General features: G+C 73.4%; 14 protein-coding genes. 5 read left to right on the top strand and 9 right to left on the bottom strand.

Features of this window, described 5'->3' with window-relative positions:
• The 9 genes from ACWD6P_RS17470 to ACWD6P_RS17430 all read right to left on the bottom strand — a co-directional run bounded on the left by ACWD6P_RS17470 (position 1) and on the right by ACWD6P_RS17430 (position 10,789).
• Positions 1–747: a TetR/AcrR family transcriptional regulator gene (locus ACWD6P_RS17470; RefSeq protein WP_451444973.1), complete on the bottom strand. Its 747-nt coding sequence runs from the start codon at positions 745–747 to the stop codon at positions 1–3.
• Positions 748–876: 129 nt separating this feature from the next.
• The gene (locus ACWD6P_RS17465) at positions 877–2,457 is read right to left on the bottom strand and encodes an alpha/beta hydrolase (protein ID WP_451444972.1); all 1,581 of its coding nucleotides are present in this window, start codon (positions 2,455–2,457) and stop codon (positions 877–879) included.
• Between the two features lie 188 nt (positions 2,458–2,645).
• On the bottom strand, positions 2,646–3,299 hold the full coding sequence (locus ACWD6P_RS17460; protein ID WP_451444971.1) for a response regulator transcription factor: 654 nt from the start codon (positions 3,297–3,299) through the stop codon (positions 2,646–2,648).
• A gap of 96 nt (positions 3,300–3,395) precedes the next feature.
• Positions 3,396–5,102, bottom strand: a complete 1,707-nt coding sequence (locus ACWD6P_RS17455; RefSeq protein ID WP_451445024.1) for a sensor histidine kinase — start codon at positions 5,100–5,102, stop codon at positions 3,396–3,398.
• Positions 5,103–5,300: 198 nt separating this feature from the next.
• Positions 5,301–5,729: a nuclear transport factor 2 family protein gene (locus tag ACWD6P_RS17450; RefSeq protein ID WP_451444970.1), complete on the bottom strand. Its 429-nt coding sequence runs from the start codon at positions 5,727–5,729 to the stop codon at positions 5,301–5,303.
• Between the two features lie 98 nt (positions 5,730–5,827).
• Positions 5,828–7,357 carry an ABC transporter ATP-binding protein gene (locus ACWD6P_RS17445; protein WP_451444969.1) on the bottom strand — a complete coding sequence of 510 codons (1,530 nt, stop codon included), beginning with the start codon at positions 7,355–7,357 and terminating at the stop codon, positions 5,828–5,830.
• Positions 7,354–8,223, bottom strand: coding sequence for an ABC transporter permease (locus tag ACWD6P_RS17440; protein ID WP_451444968.1), 870 nt, complete (start codon positions 8,221–8,223; stop codon positions 7,354–7,356). Before ACWD6P_RS17440 ends, ACWD6P_RS17445 begins: the two co-directional genes overlap by 4 nt.
• Positions 8,220–9,257, bottom strand: coding sequence for an ABC transporter permease (locus tag ACWD6P_RS17435; protein ID WP_451444967.1), 1,038 nt, complete (start codon positions 9,255–9,257; stop codon positions 8,220–8,222). Before ACWD6P_RS17435 ends, ACWD6P_RS17440 begins: the two co-directional genes overlap by 4 nt.
• The gene (locus tag ACWD6P_RS17430) at positions 9,242–10,789 is read right to left on the bottom strand and encodes an ABC transporter substrate-binding protein (protein ID WP_451444966.1); all 1,548 of its coding nucleotides are present in this window, start codon (positions 10,787–10,789) and stop codon (positions 9,242–9,244) included. The genes ACWD6P_RS17435 and ACWD6P_RS17430 overlap by 16 nt, the downstream gene beginning before the upstream one ends.
• Positions 10,790–11,175: 386 nt before the next feature.
• Between ACWD6P_RS17430 and ACWD6P_RS17425 the strand changes: the two genes are divergently transcribed.
• The 5 genes from ACWD6P_RS17425 to ACWD6P_RS17405 are packed head-to-tail and all read left to right on the top strand — an operon-like array spanning position 11,176 to position 17,055.
• The gene (locus tag ACWD6P_RS17425; protein WP_451444965.1) at positions 11,176–12,171 is read left to right on the top strand and encodes a TauD/TfdA family dioxygenase; all 996 of its coding nucleotides are present in this window, start codon (positions 11,176–11,178) and stop codon (positions 12,169–12,171) included.
• 31 nt (positions 12,172–12,202) lie between these two features.
• Complete coding sequence (locus tag ACWD6P_RS17420) at positions 12,203–13,231, top strand: ornithine cyclodeaminase family protein (RefSeq protein WP_451444964.1); 1,029 nt, start codon at positions 12,203–12,205, stop codon at positions 13,229–13,231.
• Positions 13,222–14,595, top strand: coding sequence for a Y4yA family PLP-dependent enzyme (locus ACWD6P_RS17415; RefSeq protein WP_451444963.1), 1,374 nt, complete (start codon positions 13,222–13,224; stop codon positions 14,593–14,595). Before ACWD6P_RS17420 ends, ACWD6P_RS17415 begins: the two co-directional genes overlap by 10 nt.
• Before the next feature lie 49 nt (positions 14,596–14,644).
• Positions 14,645–15,673: a cysteine synthase family protein gene (locus ACWD6P_RS17410; protein ID WP_451444962.1), complete on the top strand. Its 1,029-nt coding sequence runs from the start codon at positions 14,645–14,647 to the stop codon at positions 15,671–15,673.
• 5 nt (positions 15,674–15,678) lie between these two features.
• Complete coding sequence (locus tag ACWD6P_RS17405; protein ID WP_451444961.1) at positions 15,679–17,055, top strand: MATE family efflux transporter; 1,377 nt, start codon at positions 15,679–15,681, stop codon at positions 17,053–17,055.
• Positions 17,056–17,094: the final 39 nt, after the last annotated feature.

Raw genomic sequence — 17,094 nt, 5'->3', positions numbered from 1 at the left:
CTAGTCGGCGCTGACGCCCTCGTCGTGGTTCTCCCCCAACGGAACCACGAGCCCGATGCTTTCGGCCGCCACGGCGATGGCGAAGTCGAAGAAGGCGACCTCGTCCCGGACGCTGTCGTGGGTGCGGCTGAAGACCTGGAACACCAGGAGCCCGATCAGATTGCTCCACAGCACGATGCCGCGCTCGATGATGTCCGAGAACGGTGCCTCGGGCGCGCCGCCGAAGAGCTCCACGGCTTCCGGCCGGAGCAGCGACGGCCCGGGGAACGTCCGCCGGGGCGGGGTGAGTTCACCGGCCTCCAGCGCCGCACGCAGGATGCCGGCCAGCACCTCGGGGGTGCGCGCGGCGGGCGGCACCGTGTCCTGCGGTGCGTGGTACTCCGGCACGGGTGAGCCGTAGATCAGCGTGAACTCGGCGGGGTTGTCGAAGGACCACTGCCGCAGCGCGCGGGTCGCCGCGAGCAGCCGCGCGCCCGCCGGCGCCGAGGCGTCCCTGGCGGCCTGATCGGCCTGCTCCATCGCGGCGCCGGACACGTTGTAGGCATCGATGATCAGCGCGGTCAGCAGGTCGTCCCGATGCGGGAAGACGGCCGCCACCTCGGCGACGGCAAGACCGCTCCCCGCCGCGACGGCCTCCAGGGACAGCCCCGCGGCGCCCGCTTTCGCCAGCAGTTGGCGCGCGGCGGCCTTGATGACCGCCGGCGGCCTGGTGTTCACATCGGCGGCACTCGCTCCGGAAACATCCATGGCCAAACCGTACCTGTCCGCTGCCACGGCCCACGGTGCGGTCGGCCGCGGACCCCGGCGGTGCGTGGTGATTCGGCCACACCGCTCGGGCCCGCTCAGCCCGCAAACCGCCCGCGCACGGCAGGTTGGTCAGGAGCAGACCGTGTCGTCCGCCGGGACCTTGCCGTCGAGCAGATGGCCGTCCACGGCCTTGGTGGCGCACTGGTTGACGCCGTACGTGCCATGGCCCTCGCCCTTGACGGTGAGCAGCACCCCTACCCCCTTGCCGAGCTTGTGGGCCATCTTCCGCGCGCCCGCGACGGGGGTCGCCGGGTCGCCCGCGTTCCCGATGACGACGATGGGGGCGGCGCCGGGCGCCGAGACCTCCGGGGTGTCGCTCTTGCCGGTGACCGGCCAACCGGTGCAGCTCAGCAGGCCCTTCGCGGTCAGCTCACCGAAGACCGGCGAGGCCTTGCGGAACTTCGGCAGGACGGCCCGCACGTCCTTGGGCGTGCTGCGCTGCTTGGTGTCGGCGCAGCTGATCGCGGCGTTGGCGACCTGCATGTTGTTGTAGCGGCCCCGGTCGTCCCGTCCGCTGTAGTTGTCGGCCACCGTCAGAAGGGTGTCGCCGCGGCCCTGCTCCGCCTCGGCGAGCGAGGCCGACAGCATCGCCCAGGCCTCCTTGGAGTAGAGCATCGCGGCGATGCCGATGATCGCCTGCCCCTCGGTGAGCTTGCGCCCGCCGGTGGCCGGCAGCGGGTGCTTGCGGATCTTCGCGAGCAGTGCGGCGATCCGGCGGTGGCCGTCCTCGGCGCTGGGGAAGGGGCAGGAGCCGGGTGTGGCGGCACAGGCGGAGAGGTAGTTGTCCAGCGCCAGCTGGAAGCCCTTCGCCTGGCCCAGGGACTTCTGTACCGGGTCCTGGGTCGGGTCGACCACGGCGTCCAGGACCGTGCGTCCCACGTTCTTGGGGTACAAGTGGGCGTAGACGCCGCCGAGTTCGGTGCCGTAGGAGATGCCGAAGTAGTTGAGCTTGGCATCGCCCAGGACCTGGCGTATCAGGTCCATGTCGCGGGCCGCGCTCTGGGTGCCGACGTGCGGCAGCAGCTTGCCGGAGCGCTTCTGGCAGGCCGCCGCGGCCTGCTTGCTCTGCTCGGCCGTCTCCTCCGGATCGGTGGTCAGGGCGCGCTGCGCATCGAGCTCCTTGTCGCTCAGGCAGGTCACACCCGCGCTGTCGCCGACGCCCCGGGGGTCGAAGCTGACCAGGTCGTAGCGCGAGCGGAGCGACTGGGCCGCGGTGTACTGCGGCAGCGTGGCCACGCCCGAGGCGCCCGGTCCGCCGAAGTTGAAGACCAGGGAGCCGATCCGCTTGCCGCCCCTCTCGGCCTTGGCGCGGATCAGCGCGACGTCGATGGTGTCGCCGGCGGGCTTGGCGTAGTCCAGGGGCGCCTTCAGGTCCGTGCACTCCCAGGCCGTGCCGTCCGCCAGCTTGCCGGGTGCCTTGCCGCCGCCCTGGGCGGTGGACGGCGCCGGGCACGGCCGCCAGTCGAGCTTCTGGGAGGTGAGCGCGGCCGGCAGTGCGGCGGCCGTCGGGGAGGAGGAAGAGGAGGAAGAGGCAGAGGGTGTTGCGTGGCCGGAGGCGGCCTTGTCGGGGGCGCAGGCGGTGGCGGTGAGGCCGAGCAGCAGGGTGGCGGAGAGCAGTGACGTGGTGCGTGGCGTGCGGAATCCAGGCATGGTCGGCTTTCTGTCGCCAGGGCGGCAGGCCCTGGATGCGTGAAGGTGAACTGTGCGCTGCGTGGGGGGAGTTGGCGGACCCGACGGGGTCGGGTGGGCACCCGCGGCCGGGGTGCGGGCCGCGGGCGAGGAGGCCACCGCCGGCGGGCCCGCCGCGGGCGGCGCCGGCGGACCGTGGCCGGGGGTCGTCAGGTGCCCAGGCCGGCGTCCCTGGCCAGGAGTGCGGCCTGTACGCGGTTCTCGCAGCCCAGCTTGGCCAGAATGCGGCTCACATACGTCTTCACCGTGGCCTCGCTCATGTGGATCCGGGCGCCCGCGTCCGCGTTGGAGAGGCCCTCGCCCAGCAGCGCCAGGACCTCCAGCTCCCGTTCCGTCAGCGTCTCCAGCCTGCGACGGGCCTGCTCGGCGCGGCGGCCGGCCACGCCGGAGGCGAGGGAGTCCACGACGTGGCGGGTGGCGCCCGGCGACAGATAGGCGTCGCCGGCCGCGGCGGCCCGCACCGCGCGCATCAGCTCCGCGGGCGCCGAGTCCTTGAGCAGAAAGCCCGCGCTGCCCTCGGTCAGGGCGCGCAGCACGTTCTGCTGGTCCCCGAACGTCGTCAGGACCAGCACCCGTGTTTCGGGGACGGTCCGGCGGAGTTCGCCCAGGGCGGTCAGCCCGTCCATGACCGGCATCTGGATGTCGAGCAGTACGACGTCCACGCGCTGGGCCCGGGCCAGCTCGACCGCCTCGCGGCCGTTGGCCGCCTCCGCGACGACGTCGATGTCCTCGGCCGAGGTGAGGATCATCCTGATGCCCGCCCGAATGAGCGGCTCGTCATCCGTGACGAGAACCCTGATCACGACTCTCCTGCGCGCTCTTGAGCGGTCCTTCCTGCGGCCGCTCGCCATCATCCCCGATCCAACCGCCGCCCGGACGTCCCGGCGACCCCTCCGCGGTTACGACTTGACCTCGAAAGACTTCTTCTCGATCAGCTTTCCGTCCTTGAAGCAGAAGCGGAAGACGGGGTCCCTGTCCCAGCTGCTGCCGATCTCCGTGGACCCCAGGCTGAGACACTTCGCCCCCTTGGGCACGGGCGGCGCACCCTCCTCCAGGTTCTCGGTCAGGAACGAGTCCCCCTCGGGCAGCCGGCCGCGGACGGAGGACTCCGACTGGCCCACCTTCACCGCGTCGTACTCCTTCGGGTCGATCACGGACCGGTCCGTCTCGCCCGCGAGGAACACCGCGACGACCCCGGCGAGCACCACCAGCGCGGTGATCGCGGCCACCGCCCCGCAGCCGACGGCCAGGCCCCTTCGCCTCTTGTTCCGGCTCATCGCCCTGACCAGCTCCTTCGGCAGACCGATCCCGTAGTCGACCGGATCACCCTCGCCGAGGGAGCCCGCCGGGATCTGCTGCCGGAAGTCGCTCGTCGGCCCGACGAACGTCGTCGCCGTGCTCCTGGGCGCGCGGCCCGCCGCCCCGCCCTCCGGCGAGGTGTACGGCAGCACGCCCGCCAGCCGGAAGCCGCCGTCCGCGGTCGGGCCCGCGTGCACCATGCCGCCGACGAGCCGGGTCCGCTCCCCGAGGCCGGTGAGCCCCTGGCCGCCGCTCACCACACTGCGGCCGCTGTCCGCGGCCGCGGGGGCGGGGCCGTTCATGACCTCCACGACCAGCGAGTCCGGCTCGTACCGCAGCTCGACGGTGATCGAGGCGCCCGGGGCGTGCTTGTGGACGTTGGTCAGGCCCTCCTGGACGATGCGGTACGCCGCGTGATCGGCCGTGGGGGCGAGTGGCCGCGCCTCGCCCGAGCGGCGCAGCTCCACGGCCGTGCCCGCACCCCGGGACGCGCCCACCAGGCCCTCGATGCCGGCCACCCCGCGCGACGCCGCCTTGGCGTCCTCCTCCCCTATGGCCTCCAGGGCATGGGACGTGCCGCCCTGCCCGGGGGCCTCCGTGCCGTCCCGCAGCAGCCCCACCACCTCGCGCAGTTCGTGCATCGCGGCCACCGAGGCCTCCCGCAGCACGCCCACGGCCTCCCGCTGCCGCCCGGTCAGCTCGCGGTCCACCTCCAGGGCGCCGGTGTGCACGGCGATCAGCGCGAGCTGGTGGCCGAGGCTGTCGTGCATGTCCTGCGCGATGCGCTGGCGCTCCCTTATCCGGGCCTGTCCGGCGATCATCTCGCGTTCGCGCAGCAGGTGGGCGTGGTACTCCCGCAGGGTGTCCGCCAGGGTGCGGCGCTGCGACCAGTAGCGGCCGGCGAGGCCGGGCACGACCACCAGGACCAGCGACGACAGGGCGACCATGATCAGGAGCGCCGGCGAGAGGCCCGGCAGCTCCCACAGCACGGTCAGGCCGAGGGTGAGGACGAAGGCGAGGGCGAAGGTGCCGGTCGCCCGGCCGACCCCGTCGATCCGCCGACCGGCCGACCAGGCGGCGACCAGGACCAGCGGGGCGAGGCCGCCGAACTCGGCCGAGCCGGCGGCGGTCGCCAGCAGTACGGTCGCGGGCAGCACCCGGCGCAGCAGTGACAGCAGGGCCGTGGCCAGCGCGACGGCGAGGATGCGTACGGGGCCACCGGCGTCCAGCACCTCGATGCCCGCCGCCAGCACCCCCAGCCCCACGGCGAGCAGCGATTCCCCCACGATGCGCCCGGGGGACCACATGCCGGGCTCGAAGAGCGCCCTGACCGGGTCCGCCATCCGCCGGGTCGCCGCGCGCAGCCTCGCCGCCGGTGCCCGACGGGCCCGCTCCGGGCGGTCCATGCCTTCCACACCTGTCACGCGGCCACGTTAGGCGGGCCCGTCCGGCGCGGACACCGCCTTTCGTCGCGACACGCAGCGACCAAAGTCCCGGCGGCGGCGCTACAGGTTGTCGCCCCAGCCGCCCTGGATCATGGTCTGGAACGCCCATGTCCCGTCCCGCCGGATCAGGATGTCGGCGTAGCGCAGCTGCTGGGTCCGGCCCTCCACGGTCATCGTCGAGTCCGTGAAGACCACGGCCATGGCGGGCGAGAGGAAGACGGGCGTCCGGGTGGACTCAAAGGTGATGTCCTCGCTTCCGTCGCCCATCACCTGCGTCATCGTCGTGACGAACTGCGCCCGGTCCCACTGCGCCGAACGGCCGTTGCCGGCCGCGTCGTCGCTCACGAGGTTGAGCGGGAACACCGCCATGTCGGCCATGCGCTCCACGTTGCGCTGTCCGCTCTGGGCGTCGTACTCGGCGAACCAGGCGTCCAGGCTCGCGCGGTCCTCGTCGGTCGCCATGTACCCGGTGTCGGGCAGAAAGGTCACGCGGACTCCTCACAGAGACTCGTCAAGTTTGACTACGCGAGGGAAGGTATAGCCCGTAGAGGCCCTAGTCAAACTTGAATAGGAGTTTGGGCCCGGCGTCACGCCGGCTGTGCCGCGCCCGACACCAGTGCCGCGGTCACCGGGTGGGACGGGGAGGCGAAGAGCCGCGCGGTGGGGCCGGACTCGATGGCGTGGCCGGCGGACAGGACGAGGAGGGAGTCGGTGCGGTCGGCGATGAGGTGGAGGTCGTGGCTGATGAGGATCAGCACCAGGCCGCGCCTCTCGCGGAGGTCTTCGAGGAGGTCCATGATCGCCGTGGCGGTCCGGGCGTCGAGCGCGGAGGTCACCTCGTCGCAGACCAGCACGTCGGGGTCGGCGGCCAGCGCGCGGGCTATGGAGACGCGCTGGCGCTGGCCGCCGGAGAGTTCGTGGGGGTAGCGGCCGGCGAAGTGGGCGGGCAGGCCGACCTGTTCGAGGAGGTGCAGGACGCGGGCGGGGGTCTGGGCGCGGGTGGCGCGCCGGTGCAGGCGCAGCGGGCGGCCGATCGTCGCGCCGACCGTACGGCTGGGGTTGAGGGTGCCCAGCGGGTCCTGCGGTACGAGCTGGAGGCGGCGGCGCTGTTCGCGGGTGCGGCCCTGGGCGGTGGGGGCGAGGCGTACTCCGTCGAGGGTGACGGCGCCGCCGGTGGGGCGGTGGAGTCCGACGACGGCGCGCACCAGGGTCGTCTTGCCGGAGCCGGAGGCGCCGACGATGCCCGTGCTGGAGCCGGCGGCCACGGTGAGGTCGATGCCGTGCAGGACGGGGACGCGGCGGCCGCGGCCGGTGAAGGCCGCGTGCAGCCCGGAGACGGTCAGCGTCGGCTCGCCGGTGGGCAGCGGCCGGGCGGCGGGGCGCGGCGCGCGGGGCGGCGCGGGCGTGCCCCGGGAGAGGTCGACGATGTCGTCGGCCAGCCGGGAGACCAGGTCCGCGTCGTGGCAGGAGAGGGCGACGGCGAGCTGGTGGTGGGCCGCGAGGTGGCGCAGGAGTGCGGCGATCTCGTCGCGCAGCTCCGGGTCGAGGCCGGCGGTCGGCTCGTCGAGGAGCAGTACGGCGGGGCGCCGGGCCAGCGCTCTGGCCAGGGCGAGACGGCGCTGCTGACCGCCGGAGAGCTCTCCGGCGCGGCGGCCCGGCAGGCCGTCGCCGGTGGGCAGTTGGACCTCGTCGAGCAGGGCGCGCAGCGCCTGGGGGCTGCGGTCCACGGCGACCTCGGCGAGCAGGCGGCGGACCTTCATCCGGGGGTTGAGCCCGGAGCCGGGGTCCTGGCCGACGTAGGCGAGGCGGTGGCGGCGCAGGGTGCGCAGCGCGGCCGCGTCCAGCGTGAGCACGTCCTGGCCGAGGACGTCGATCCGGCCGGCCGTGCGCCGGGCACCGCCGGGCAGTACGCCGGCCACGGCGCGCAGCAGGGTGGTCTTGCCGCAGCCGGAGGGGCCGGTGAGCGCGGTCACCCGGCCGGGGCGGACCGTCAGGTTGCCGCCGTCCAGGAGCAGCCGGCCGTCCGGGGCGGCGATGGTGAGGCCGGTGACGGTGACCGCCGTACCGGCGGCGGGGGGCGGCGGGTTCTGGGGGTATCGATCAGGCTGGTGGGTCACAGCGCGGTCACCGCTTTCCGGCCGGTCTGCGGTACGAGTGCCGAGACCGCCAGGTTGACGCTCATGGCGAGCAGGCCGATGGCGATGCTGGGGGCCAGCACGGCCCAGGGGTTGAGGAGGATGCCGCCCGCGTTCTCCCGGATCATCAAGGACCAGTCGGCGGTGGGCGGTTGCGGGCCGACCTGGAGGAAGCCGGCGGTGGCGACGACGTAGACGGCGGCGACGAAGCGCAGCCCGAAGAGGGCGAGCACGGTGGCGCGCAGGTTGGGCAGCACCTCGCGTACGACGAGGTGCCACAGCCGCTCGCCGCCCACCGCCGCCGCCTCGATGTAACCGGACGCCGCGACGGGCGCGGCCGCTCCGGAGACCAGGCGCACCCCGTAGGGCACGCCCATGACGACGGCGGCGGCGATCACCGCGAGGCGGCCGCCGCCCGGCCACGACAGGGCGATCAGGAGGATGCCGAGTACGGCGGGCAGCAGCATCAGGACGTCCGCACAGCGTTCGACGATCCGGCCGAGGACCGGCCGCAGCGCGCCGAACGCGCCGAGCAGCGCGGCCGCGGCGGTGACCAGGGCGGCGACCAGCAGGGAGGTGGCGATCAGGGCGCGGCCTCCGGCGAGGAGGCGGGAGAGCACGTCCCGGCCGAGCTGGTCGCCGCCGAGCGGCGCGCCGCCGCCCGGTTCGGCGTACGGGGCGGCGACCGGGGCGTCGACGGCGTGCGGGGCGAGCCACGGCCCGGCGGCGGCGAGCGCGACGAGCAGCAGGGCGGGCAGGGTGCGCAGGATCAGCGCGCGGCGGACGCGGCGGTGTACGGACGGGGTGCGGGCGGGCGCCGGCGGGGCGGTCGGGTGCGGGGCGGTCATATGCGGCCTCCCGAGGCCCAGGCGCGGACGAGGTCGGCGAGCAGGAGTACGCCGGTGATGACGGCTCCGGTGACCGCGACGACGCCCGCGATGACCGGGCTGTCCCGGTCGGTGACGGCGCCGGCCAGCACCCCGCCGATACCGGGGTAGTTGAAGATCGTCTCCACCACGACGGCGCCGCCCAGCAGCATGCCGGTCGAGGTGGCGATGCCCGCCGCGATGGTGGGCAGCGCACCGGGCAGCAGATGGTGGACGAAGATCCGGTGGCGCGGCAGCCCGTCGATCACCGCGGTCTCCATGTGCGGGGCCTTGGCCTCGTCGGCGAGGGCGGCCCGCACGATGCGGGTGTTCCAGCCGATCTGCGGGATCGACAGCGCCAGTACGGGCAGGATCAGCATCTGCCAGGTGGCGGGTGCGCCGTCGGCGCCGGTGAGGGTGACGGCGGGCAGCCAGTCGGCCCACAGCGCGAAGACCAGGACGAGGGCGACCGCGACCACGAATTCGGGCAGCGCGAGGATGCCGGTGGCGGTGGCGGACACGGCCCGGTCGGTGGTGCCGCCGGGCTTCAGCGCCGCCAGGCAGCCCAGGCCGAGGGAGACGGCGAGGGTCACCAGCAGCGCCAGCCCGCCCAGCAGCAGGGTGTTGGGGAAGGGCCGGGCGAGCAGGTCGGCGACGGCCTCGCCGTGCGCCGAGGTGCCGAGGTCGCCGGTGGGCAGGCCGGTCATCCAGTCCGTGAAGCGGGTCAGGACGGGGCGGTCCAGGCCGAGGAGGTGGCGGCGCTGGGCGAGGTCGGCCGCGCTCTCGCCGCGTTCCGCGGTGGCGGTGGCGGCGTCGCCCGGCAGCAGTTCGACGGCGGCGAAGACGGCGGCGAGCAGCACGGCGAGCAGCAGCATCCGGCGGGCCAGCAGGGCGAGCAGGCCGCCCGTGCGGCGCAGCACGGACAGCGCGGGCCGGGCCGGCCGGAGGGTGGTGGTCCGCCCTCCGGCCGGTCCGCCCGCGGGCCGCTGCGCCGTCCCGCTCAGCGGGCCAGCCATGCCCGCTCGAGCTGCACACGCCCGTAGCCGGGCAGGGTGGGCAGACCGCGTACCGGGGCCGCCGCCAGGTCGATGCCGTCGGCCATGCCCCACAGCAGATAGCCGGACGCGTCGTACTCGATCCGCTGCAGCTCCTTGAGGGCCTTGGCCCGCTTGGCCGCGTCCTTGGTGCCGATGGCCTTGCGGTACGCGGCGTCGAACCCGGCGTTCTTCCAGCCGGCCTCGTTCTGGGCCGCTTCGGAGACCATCGTCTTGCTGGCGAAGAAGACGACGGAGTCGTTGGTGCCCCAGTACGTGGTGTAGAGGTCGGCCTTGAGCCAGGACTTGTCCCAGAACGTGGCGGACTCCTGCTTGACCACGTCGATCTTCACCCCGGCCTCGCGGACCTGGGTGGCGAACAGGGTCGCGGACTCGGCGAGCCCGGGGACGTCCTCGGTGGTCAGCAGCTTGTACGTGGCGGACGTGTCGAAGTCCGCCGCCTTCAGCAGGGACCTGGCCCTGGCGAGGTCGCGGGTGCGCTGCGGGACGGACGCGGCGTAGGCGGGGTCGCCGGTGCCGAGGATGTCGTTGCCGACGGTGCCGTAGCCGGACAGCACCTGCTTGACCATGGCCTTGCGGTCCACGGCCAGCCGCAGCGCCTCCCGTACCTTCGCGTCCGCGAAGGGGCTGTCGCCGGACGCCCGCATCACGATCGGCATCGCCATGTCGTCGGGGCGCCGGACGACCTGGATGTCCTTGCGCTGCGCGGCCGTACGCGCGGCCACCGCGCCGACGTTGGAGGCGACGTCGATCTGGCCCCCGAGCAGGGCGTTGGACATCGCCTGCGGGGATTCGAAGATCTTGACCTCGATGGCGTCGAGGAGGACCTCGCCGCCGTACCAGTCCTCGTTGCGTACGAGCCGGGCGTTGCCGGCGCGGAACCAGTCCAGCTTGAACGGGCCGGCGCCGGGGGCCTTGGCGATCTCCTTGTCCTTGGTGTCCTTCTTGAGCACGAAGGTCGTCAGCCGGGTGAGCAGGGGCAGTTCGGCGTTGGCGTAGTCGGAGACCACCACGACGGTGTCGTCGCCGTCGGCCCTGATGTTCTCCTTCTTGATGCCGGGCAGGCGGGTGGCGCCGGTGGGCGTGGCGCGCAGCCGGCGCAGCGACCAGGCCACGTCCTCGGCGGTGACCGGGCTGCCGTCGTGGAACTTCGCACCCTTGGCGATGGTGAAGCGCCAGGTCTTCAGATCGTCCGACGCCTGCCAGCGCGAGGCCAGCCGGGCGACGGTGTTGGTCTTGGCTCCGGGGGCGGTGAGCGTGTCGTGTACGAGGGCGATGATGAGGTAGTCGCTCTCGTTGGCCTGGGTGGCGTGCGGGTCGCGGGTGACGGCCGCGGCGCGGCCGAGCGCACCGACCCGGAGCGTGCCGCCCCGCCGGGGCTTGCCGCCCGCGGCGCCGGGCCGGGACGAGGTGTCCCCGCTGCCCGAGCACGCGGCCAGCAATGCCGCCGCGCCCATCGCGCCGCCGGCCCACAGCACTTGACGCCTGTTCATGTCCACGTACGTCCTCGTTCCGCTTCGGGGGCGATGGGGGGTGCTTAGGTTTGCCTACCCTAATGACAACCATTACCGCAAGGGGTGGCCCTCCGATGAACGGATGATCGAATAGCGGTTCCACCGCCGGACGGGCGGTCAAGTGGCGTACAGAGCCTGGCTTTTGATGGCAGGTCGGCGCAAACACCAAAAACCGACTGGACCGACCAGTAAGGTTTGCCTTGCCTAAGTTTGATGCTAGCGTTCACGCCGTTCGCCAGTGAACCGCACCACCAGCCGCCTCCGGGCGGCCGCTCAGCCCTGCCCGTTACGGATCCGCCGCCCCCACCCACGGCTCCCAGCAGACGCGATTCCCCCCTGCCGAACGACGGAAACGGACCCTTGCCATGAGCACGGCAGCCGCACCTGTCCGCACGCTCGACGACCTCACCGTGAGCGAACTCCGCCAGGCCGCGGAGAAGATACTCGCCGAATTCGGCACGTCCGCCGCATCTCCCGAGCTCCTGAGCCGAGTTGCGCAGACGGCCGACGAGTTCGGCGACACACTCCGCCACCACTGCCGCCCCGTCGACACCGCCGACGGCCTGTTCGTCCTGCGCGGCCTCGACGTCGACGACGACGCCATCGGGCCGACGCCCGCCGACTGGGCCGCCGCCGGCGACCGCGCGGCCCGCTACGACATCCAACTGCTGCTGCTCGCCAGCGTGATGGGAAACCCCCTCGCGTGGGAGGGCCAGCAGGACGGCCGGTTCGTCCACAACATCGTCCCCTCGGCCGGGCACGAGAGCGAGCAGACCGGTGCCAGCAGCACGGTGCTCCTCAGCCCTCACACCGAGGACGCCTTCCACCCCGGCCGCGCCCACCTGCTGATGCTCGGCTGCCTGCGCAACCACGACGGCATCGCGACCACCGCCGCCAGCATCCGCAGGACCCGCCTCGCGGACGGGGACATCGCGCAGCTGAGCCGGCCGGTGGTGCCGATCCTGCCCGACGACGCGTACGCCGAGGCGCAGGGCTACGCCGAGCAGGCGCCGCCCCCGGTGCCCACGCTGTTCGCGGCCGAGGAGGGACTGACGCTGCGCTACGACCCGGCCTACACCCCGCTCGACGCGGCGGACGCGCCCTACCGGGCGGCCTACGAGCGGCTCGGCGCCGAACTCGCCCGCGTGTCCGTCGCGGTGAGCCTCTCCCCCGGCGAGGTCCTGGTCGTCGACAACGACCTGGTGGTGCACGGACGGGTGCCGTTCCGGGCCCGCTACGACGGCAGCGACCGGTGGCTCAAGCGTGCCTCCGTCCGTGTTCCCGGGCGCCGCAGCCGACCCCTGGCCGAAGCCGCGGAGCACGGATACGGTCAGGCCGCCCTCGAAGCGCACGCACGCTGACAGCTCGTCCACGGACTGGAGGCACCACACGATGACCGGCACCTCGACCACCGCCCCCGCCGACCCCCCGATATCCGCCGACGACCAGCACCTGCGGATCCTTTCCACCTCGGACCTGGCCGGGATCGACATCTCCCTGGCCGATGTGGTCGCCACCGTCGAGGGCGCCTACCGCACCCTGCACGCCGGACGGTCCGACAACCCCCGCAAGCTGACCGTCAAACCGCCGGACGGGCACTCGGTCTCCTACGCGATGCTGGGCCGGGACGGCTCCCGTGACGTCGTCGCGATCAAGACCTCCTACAAGCACGGCCTGGACAAGGGCCGGGCCGAGCAGCACTACTACACCGCGCTCACGCTCTACGACGACGCCACCGGCCTGCCCGTGGCCATGATGGACTGCTCCCGGATCGGCTCGCTGCGCACCCCGGCGGTCTCCGCGCTGCTGGCCCGCGAGTGCGCGGCGCCCGGCGCCCGCAGCGCGCTGGTCATCGGCACCGGCACCCAGGGCCGCCTCGCCCTGCCGTTCCTGCTGACCACCCTGCCCGGCCTGGACCGGCTGATGCTGTCCGGCACCCACCCCGAGGGCATCGCCGCGGTCCGCGAGCGGCTGCGCGCCCACTTCCCCGACCGCGACGTGGAGCTCGTCACCGATCTGCGGGCCGCCGCCGCGGACGCCGACGTCGTCGTCGCCACCGCCGGAGCCCATACGCCCGCCGCCGTCGAGGCCGACTGGCTGCGCCCCGGCGCACTGTCCGTCCTGGTCGGCCACGGCCTTGCGCCCTCGACGCTGCACCGGGCCGACCGGGTCATCGCCACCAGCGAGGCGCAGATGAACGTCACCGGCACCGACATGGCCGACGCCGACGGCCGACTCCCCGCCGTGGACGCCGAGTTCCCGCCGGTGCTCGCCGGTGCCGCGGTCGGCCGCGGCTCGGACCAGGAGCGGATCTTCGCGTACAACAGCGGCCTGGTGGTCACCGACATCGCCCTCGGCCATCGCTTCGCCGAACTCGCGCTGGCGCAGGGCCTGGGAACCGAGGTGCCGCTGTGGCGGTGAGCAGCGCATCCGCCTGGCCGACGCTGCCCGCCCTGCCCGACCCCGCCACCACCGCGGTACTGGGCAGCGGGCTGCTGGAGGAGCTCTCCTACGCCCTCGGCGGCCCGTTCCACTTCCTGCTGCCCGACGCGTTCGACGGCAATCTGCACGCGATCCGGTCCGTGCTGGCCGAGGCGGGCGTGGACGGGTTCGTGTACTTCGCGAAGAAGGCCAACAAGGCCGCCGTGTGGAGCGAGCGCTGCGCCGCGCTCGGCGCGGGCGTCGACGTCGCCTCCGCGGGCGAGCTGCAGGACGCCCTCGGGCACGGCGTACGCGGCGAGCACCTCGTCGTCACCGGGCCGGCGAAGGACGGCGCCCTGCTGCGCCCGGCGGTGGGGCAGGGCGCGCTGATCGCCGTGGACGCGCTGGACGAACTCGACGCGCTGATCGCCACGGCGCTGACCGGGCCGCTCCGCCCGGCCCGGCTGCTGCTGCGCGCGCTGCCGCCGGGCCAGCCGCACAGCCGCTTCGGCATGAACGACGCCGAGCTGGACACCGCGCTGGAGCGCTGTGTGCGGGCGGGCGGCGCGGTGCGGATGGAGGGCTTCAGCTTCCACCTGTCCGGATACGCCGTGCAGCCGCGCGCCGACCTGGCCGGGCAGCTCGTCGAGCGGTGCCTCAAGGCCCGGACCCTCGGGCTCGCGGCCGACCGGGTCAGCATCGGCGGCGGCCTGGCGGTCAGCTACACCGACGCCGCGAGCTGGCGCGGCTTCCTCGCCGAGCAGCACAGCGGCCACTACCACGCGGGCAGGTCGTTCACCGCCGGCGACTTCTACCCGTACCACTCCCCGGCCGCCGGCGCCGGGGCGCTGCGGGCCCTGCTGGGGGCGCACCCCGAAGGGCACCGCCGGAGCCTGGCCGACCTGCTCACGGACTCCGGGGTCGCCCTGCTGATGGAGCCGGGCCGGGCCCTGCTGGACCGGGCGGGCGCGACCGTGTTCCGGATCCAGGGGGTCAAGGACCGGGCGGACTACCAGCTGCTGACCGTCGACGGCACCAGCCTGAGCCTGTCCGAGCAGTGGTTCAACAGCGAGTACCTGCCCGATCCGTACCTGCTCTCCGGGAGCACGGACGCCCCGGCGGGGACGTGGCCCGCCAGTGTCGGCGCGGCCACCTGCCTGGAGTCGGACATGCTCACCTGGCGGAAGATCCCCTTCCCCCGCCGGCCGCGCACCGGCGACCTGCTGGTCTACCCCAACACGGCCGGCTACCAGATGGACTCCAACGAGTCGCCGTTCCACGACCTGCCGCTGCCGCCCAAGGTCGTCATCGACCAGACCGAACGCCCGCGCCCGCGCTGGCGGCTGGACCGGCCCCGCACCTGACCCCGCGCCGACGCCCGTACGCCCGTACGCCCGCTTCACAGGAGTTTGCATGCCCGGAGCACTTCAGCGCCCCGCCGTGGTCTCCCGAATATCCGACCTCATCGGCCACACCCCGCTGCTGGAACTCGCCGTCTCCGCGACCGGCAGCCGTCTGCTGCTGAAGCTGGAGATGTTCAACCCGACCGGCACCGCGAAGATCCGGATGGCCCGCCAGATGATCCTCGACGCCGAGGAGCGCGGCGTACTGCGGCCCGGCGGCCGCATCGTCGAGTCGACCTCCGGCAACACCGGCCTCGGACTCGCCGTCATCGCCGCCGAACGCGGCTACACCTTCACCGCCGTCGTCGACCACCACGCCTGTGCGGACAAGCTGCGCGCCATGAAGGCCCTGGGCACCGAGCTCGTCCACGTCGTCGACGACGGCACCGAGGAACTCGCCACCGCCGCACGGGAAGAGCTCGCCGAGGAACTCGCCCGCGGCCGGGACAACACCGTCTTCACCGAGCAGCACAACAACCCCAGCAACGGCGTGGGCTACTTCCCGGTGGCGCACGAGCTGTACGAGGCCCTCGACGGCCGGCTCGACGTGCTGATCGGCGCGGTGGGCACCGGCGGCGCGCTCTGCGGCACGGCCCGTGAACTGCGCACCCTCATCCCGTCGTGCACCACCGTCGGCGTCGAGCCCAAGGGGTCGATCGCGTTCGGCGGCCCCGCCCACGACTACTACCAGTCCGGCACCGGCACCCCCGAGGGCGCGGAGATCGGCGCGCTGGTCGACTTCGCCCTCATCGACGAGGGCGTCAAGGTCGGCGACGTCGAGGCGTTCGCCACCTGCCGCGCCGTCGCCCGCACCGGGCTGCTCATCGGCGGCTCCGCGGGCGGCGTCGTCCACGAGGCGCTGCGCCGGCTGTCCGCCCTGCCGCCCGGCGCCACCATGGTCGCCCTCGTCAACGACGGCGGGGAGAAGTACCTGGACACGGTCTTCAACGACACGTGGATGCAGGACCGCGGTCTCCTCGACCCCGCAGCGGAGCGGGAGATCGAAGAGCTCCTCACCAAACTCCGCGGGAGCCGCTGACCGCCATGCCGACCACCCTGCTGCGCGACAGCCGCGCCCTGGCCACCCTCGCCGTCCCGCTCATCCTCACCCAGCTCGCCCAAGTCGCCCTGACCACCACCGACACCGTGATGATGGGCCTGCTCGGCACCGAGGAACTCGCGGCCGGCGGCCTGGCCATCGTCCTCTTCAACCAGCTGCGCACCATGGGCGTCGGCCTGGTCACCTCCGTCGGCAACCAGATAGCCGCGGCGGCGGCCCGCGCCGAGCGGGCGGGCGGCGAAGCCGAGCGCGGGGAGGTCCGCGCGATCGTCCGGGCGAGCCTGGCGGTGGCCACGCTCGCCGGACTGGCCGGCGCCGTCCTGATGTTCCTCGCCGGCCAGGCGCTGACCTGGCTCGGCCAGGACGCCGCCGTCGTCGCACACGCCCGGAGCATGCTGCTCGCGCTGGCCCCCGGGCTGCTGCCCTGCCTGTGGTTCCAGGCCGTCCGCCAGTTCACCGTCGGCATGCGCCGCCCCCAGGCCCTGCTGCGGATCACCCTGGCCTCGATAGCCGTCAACGCCGGCCTGAACTGGGTGCTCATCCACGGCCTGTGGGGGCTGCCCCGCCTGGGCCTGACCGGCATCGGCGTGGCCACGTCCACCGTCTACCTCCTCTCCTTCCTCGCCCTGTACGTCTCGGCGCGCAAGGACGGCCAACTGGCGCCCCTGCTCTCGCTCAACGCGGCCGGGGCCGATGCGGCCACCGTCAGGCGGCTCGTCGGCCTGGGGGTGCCGATCGCCGCGACATACGGCTCGGAAGCCGGGTTCTTCTCCCTGACGGCGCTGATGGCCGGGTCCTTCGGACCCGCCGCGCTGGCCGCGCACACCGCCGTCAACCAGCTCGTCTACATCGTCTTCCAGGTCGCCGTCGGGCTCTCGCACGCCGCCTCGATCAACGTCAGCCGGGAACTCGCCCTCGGCCGCACCGACCACGCCCGCCGCATCAAGAACACCGCGCTCGCCTGCGCGGCGGGCGTCATGACCCTCGTCGGCATCGGCTATCTGACCCTGCCCCACCTCGTCCTCGCGCCGTTCCTCGACGCCGGCTCCGACCGGGCCCTGGCCCTCGCCACCCAGCTGCTCCTGGTCACCGCCGTCCTGCAGTTCTTCGACTGCGCCCAGAACATCGGCGTCGGACTGCTGCGCGGGCTCGACGACACCAAGAGCGGCTTCCGCATCACCCTCATCGGCTACTGGGCGGTCGGGCTGCCCGCGGCCTGGCTGCTCGCCTACCCGCTGGGCCTCAACACCCTCGGAATCTGGCTCGGTCTGCTGACGGGTCTGGCCACCACGGCCGTCCTGCTGCTGCGCCGCTACGGCAGACAACTGCCCGGCCACCGGAGCGCGCCGGTGCCGGCCTGAACCCCCCGCCGAGGCGCTGACCTGGCCCGATATCCGGAT

It is taken from the genome of Streptomyces sp. NPDC002446, assembly GCF_053595675.1.
Note: the sequence above shows the minus strand (reverse complement) of the source record. Positions and strands in the feature narration are given on the sequence as shown.

Bases quoted from the DNA above. Each gene is read 5' to 3' on its own strand.
- ACWD6P_RS17465 (WP_451444972.1), bottom strand. From the start codon at position 2,457: ATGCCTGGATTCCGCACGCCACGCACCACGTCACTGCTCTCCGCCACC.
- ACWD6P_RS17440 (WP_451444968.1), bottom strand. From the start codon at position 8,223: ATGACCGCCCCGCACCCGACCGCCCCGCCGGCGCCCGCCCGCACCCCG.
- ACWD6P_RS17435 (WP_451444967.1), bottom strand. From the start codon at position 9,257: ATGGCTGGCCCGCTGAGCGGGACGGCGCAGCGGCCCGCGGGCGGACCG.
- ACWD6P_RS17410 (WP_451444962.1), top strand. From the start codon at position 14,645: ATGCCCGGAGCACTTCAGCGCCCCGCCGTGGTCTCCCGAATATCCGAC.
- ACWD6P_RS17420 (WP_451444964.1), top strand. From the start codon at position 12,203: ATGACCGGCACCTCGACCACCGCCCCCGCCGACCCCCCGATATCCGCC.
- ACWD6P_RS17425 (WP_451444965.1), top strand. From the start codon at position 11,176: ATGAGCACGGCAGCCGCACCTGTCCGCACGCTCGACGACCTCACCGTG.
- ACWD6P_RS17470 (WP_451444973.1), bottom strand. From the start codon at position 747: ATGGATGTTTCCGGAGCGAGTGCCGCCGATGTGAACACCAGGCCGCCG.
- ACWD6P_RS17455 (WP_451445024.1), bottom strand. From the start codon at position 5,102: ATGTGGTCCCCCGGGCGCATCGTGGGGGAATCGCTGCTCGCCGTGGGG.
- ACWD6P_RS17430 (WP_451444966.1), bottom strand. From the start codon at position 10,789: ATGAACAGGCGTCAAGTGCTGTGGGCCGGCGGCGCGATGGGCGCGGCG.
- ACWD6P_RS17405 (WP_451444961.1), top strand. From the start codon at position 15,679: ATGCCGACCACCCTGCTGCGCGACAGCCGCGCCCTGGCCACCCTCGCC.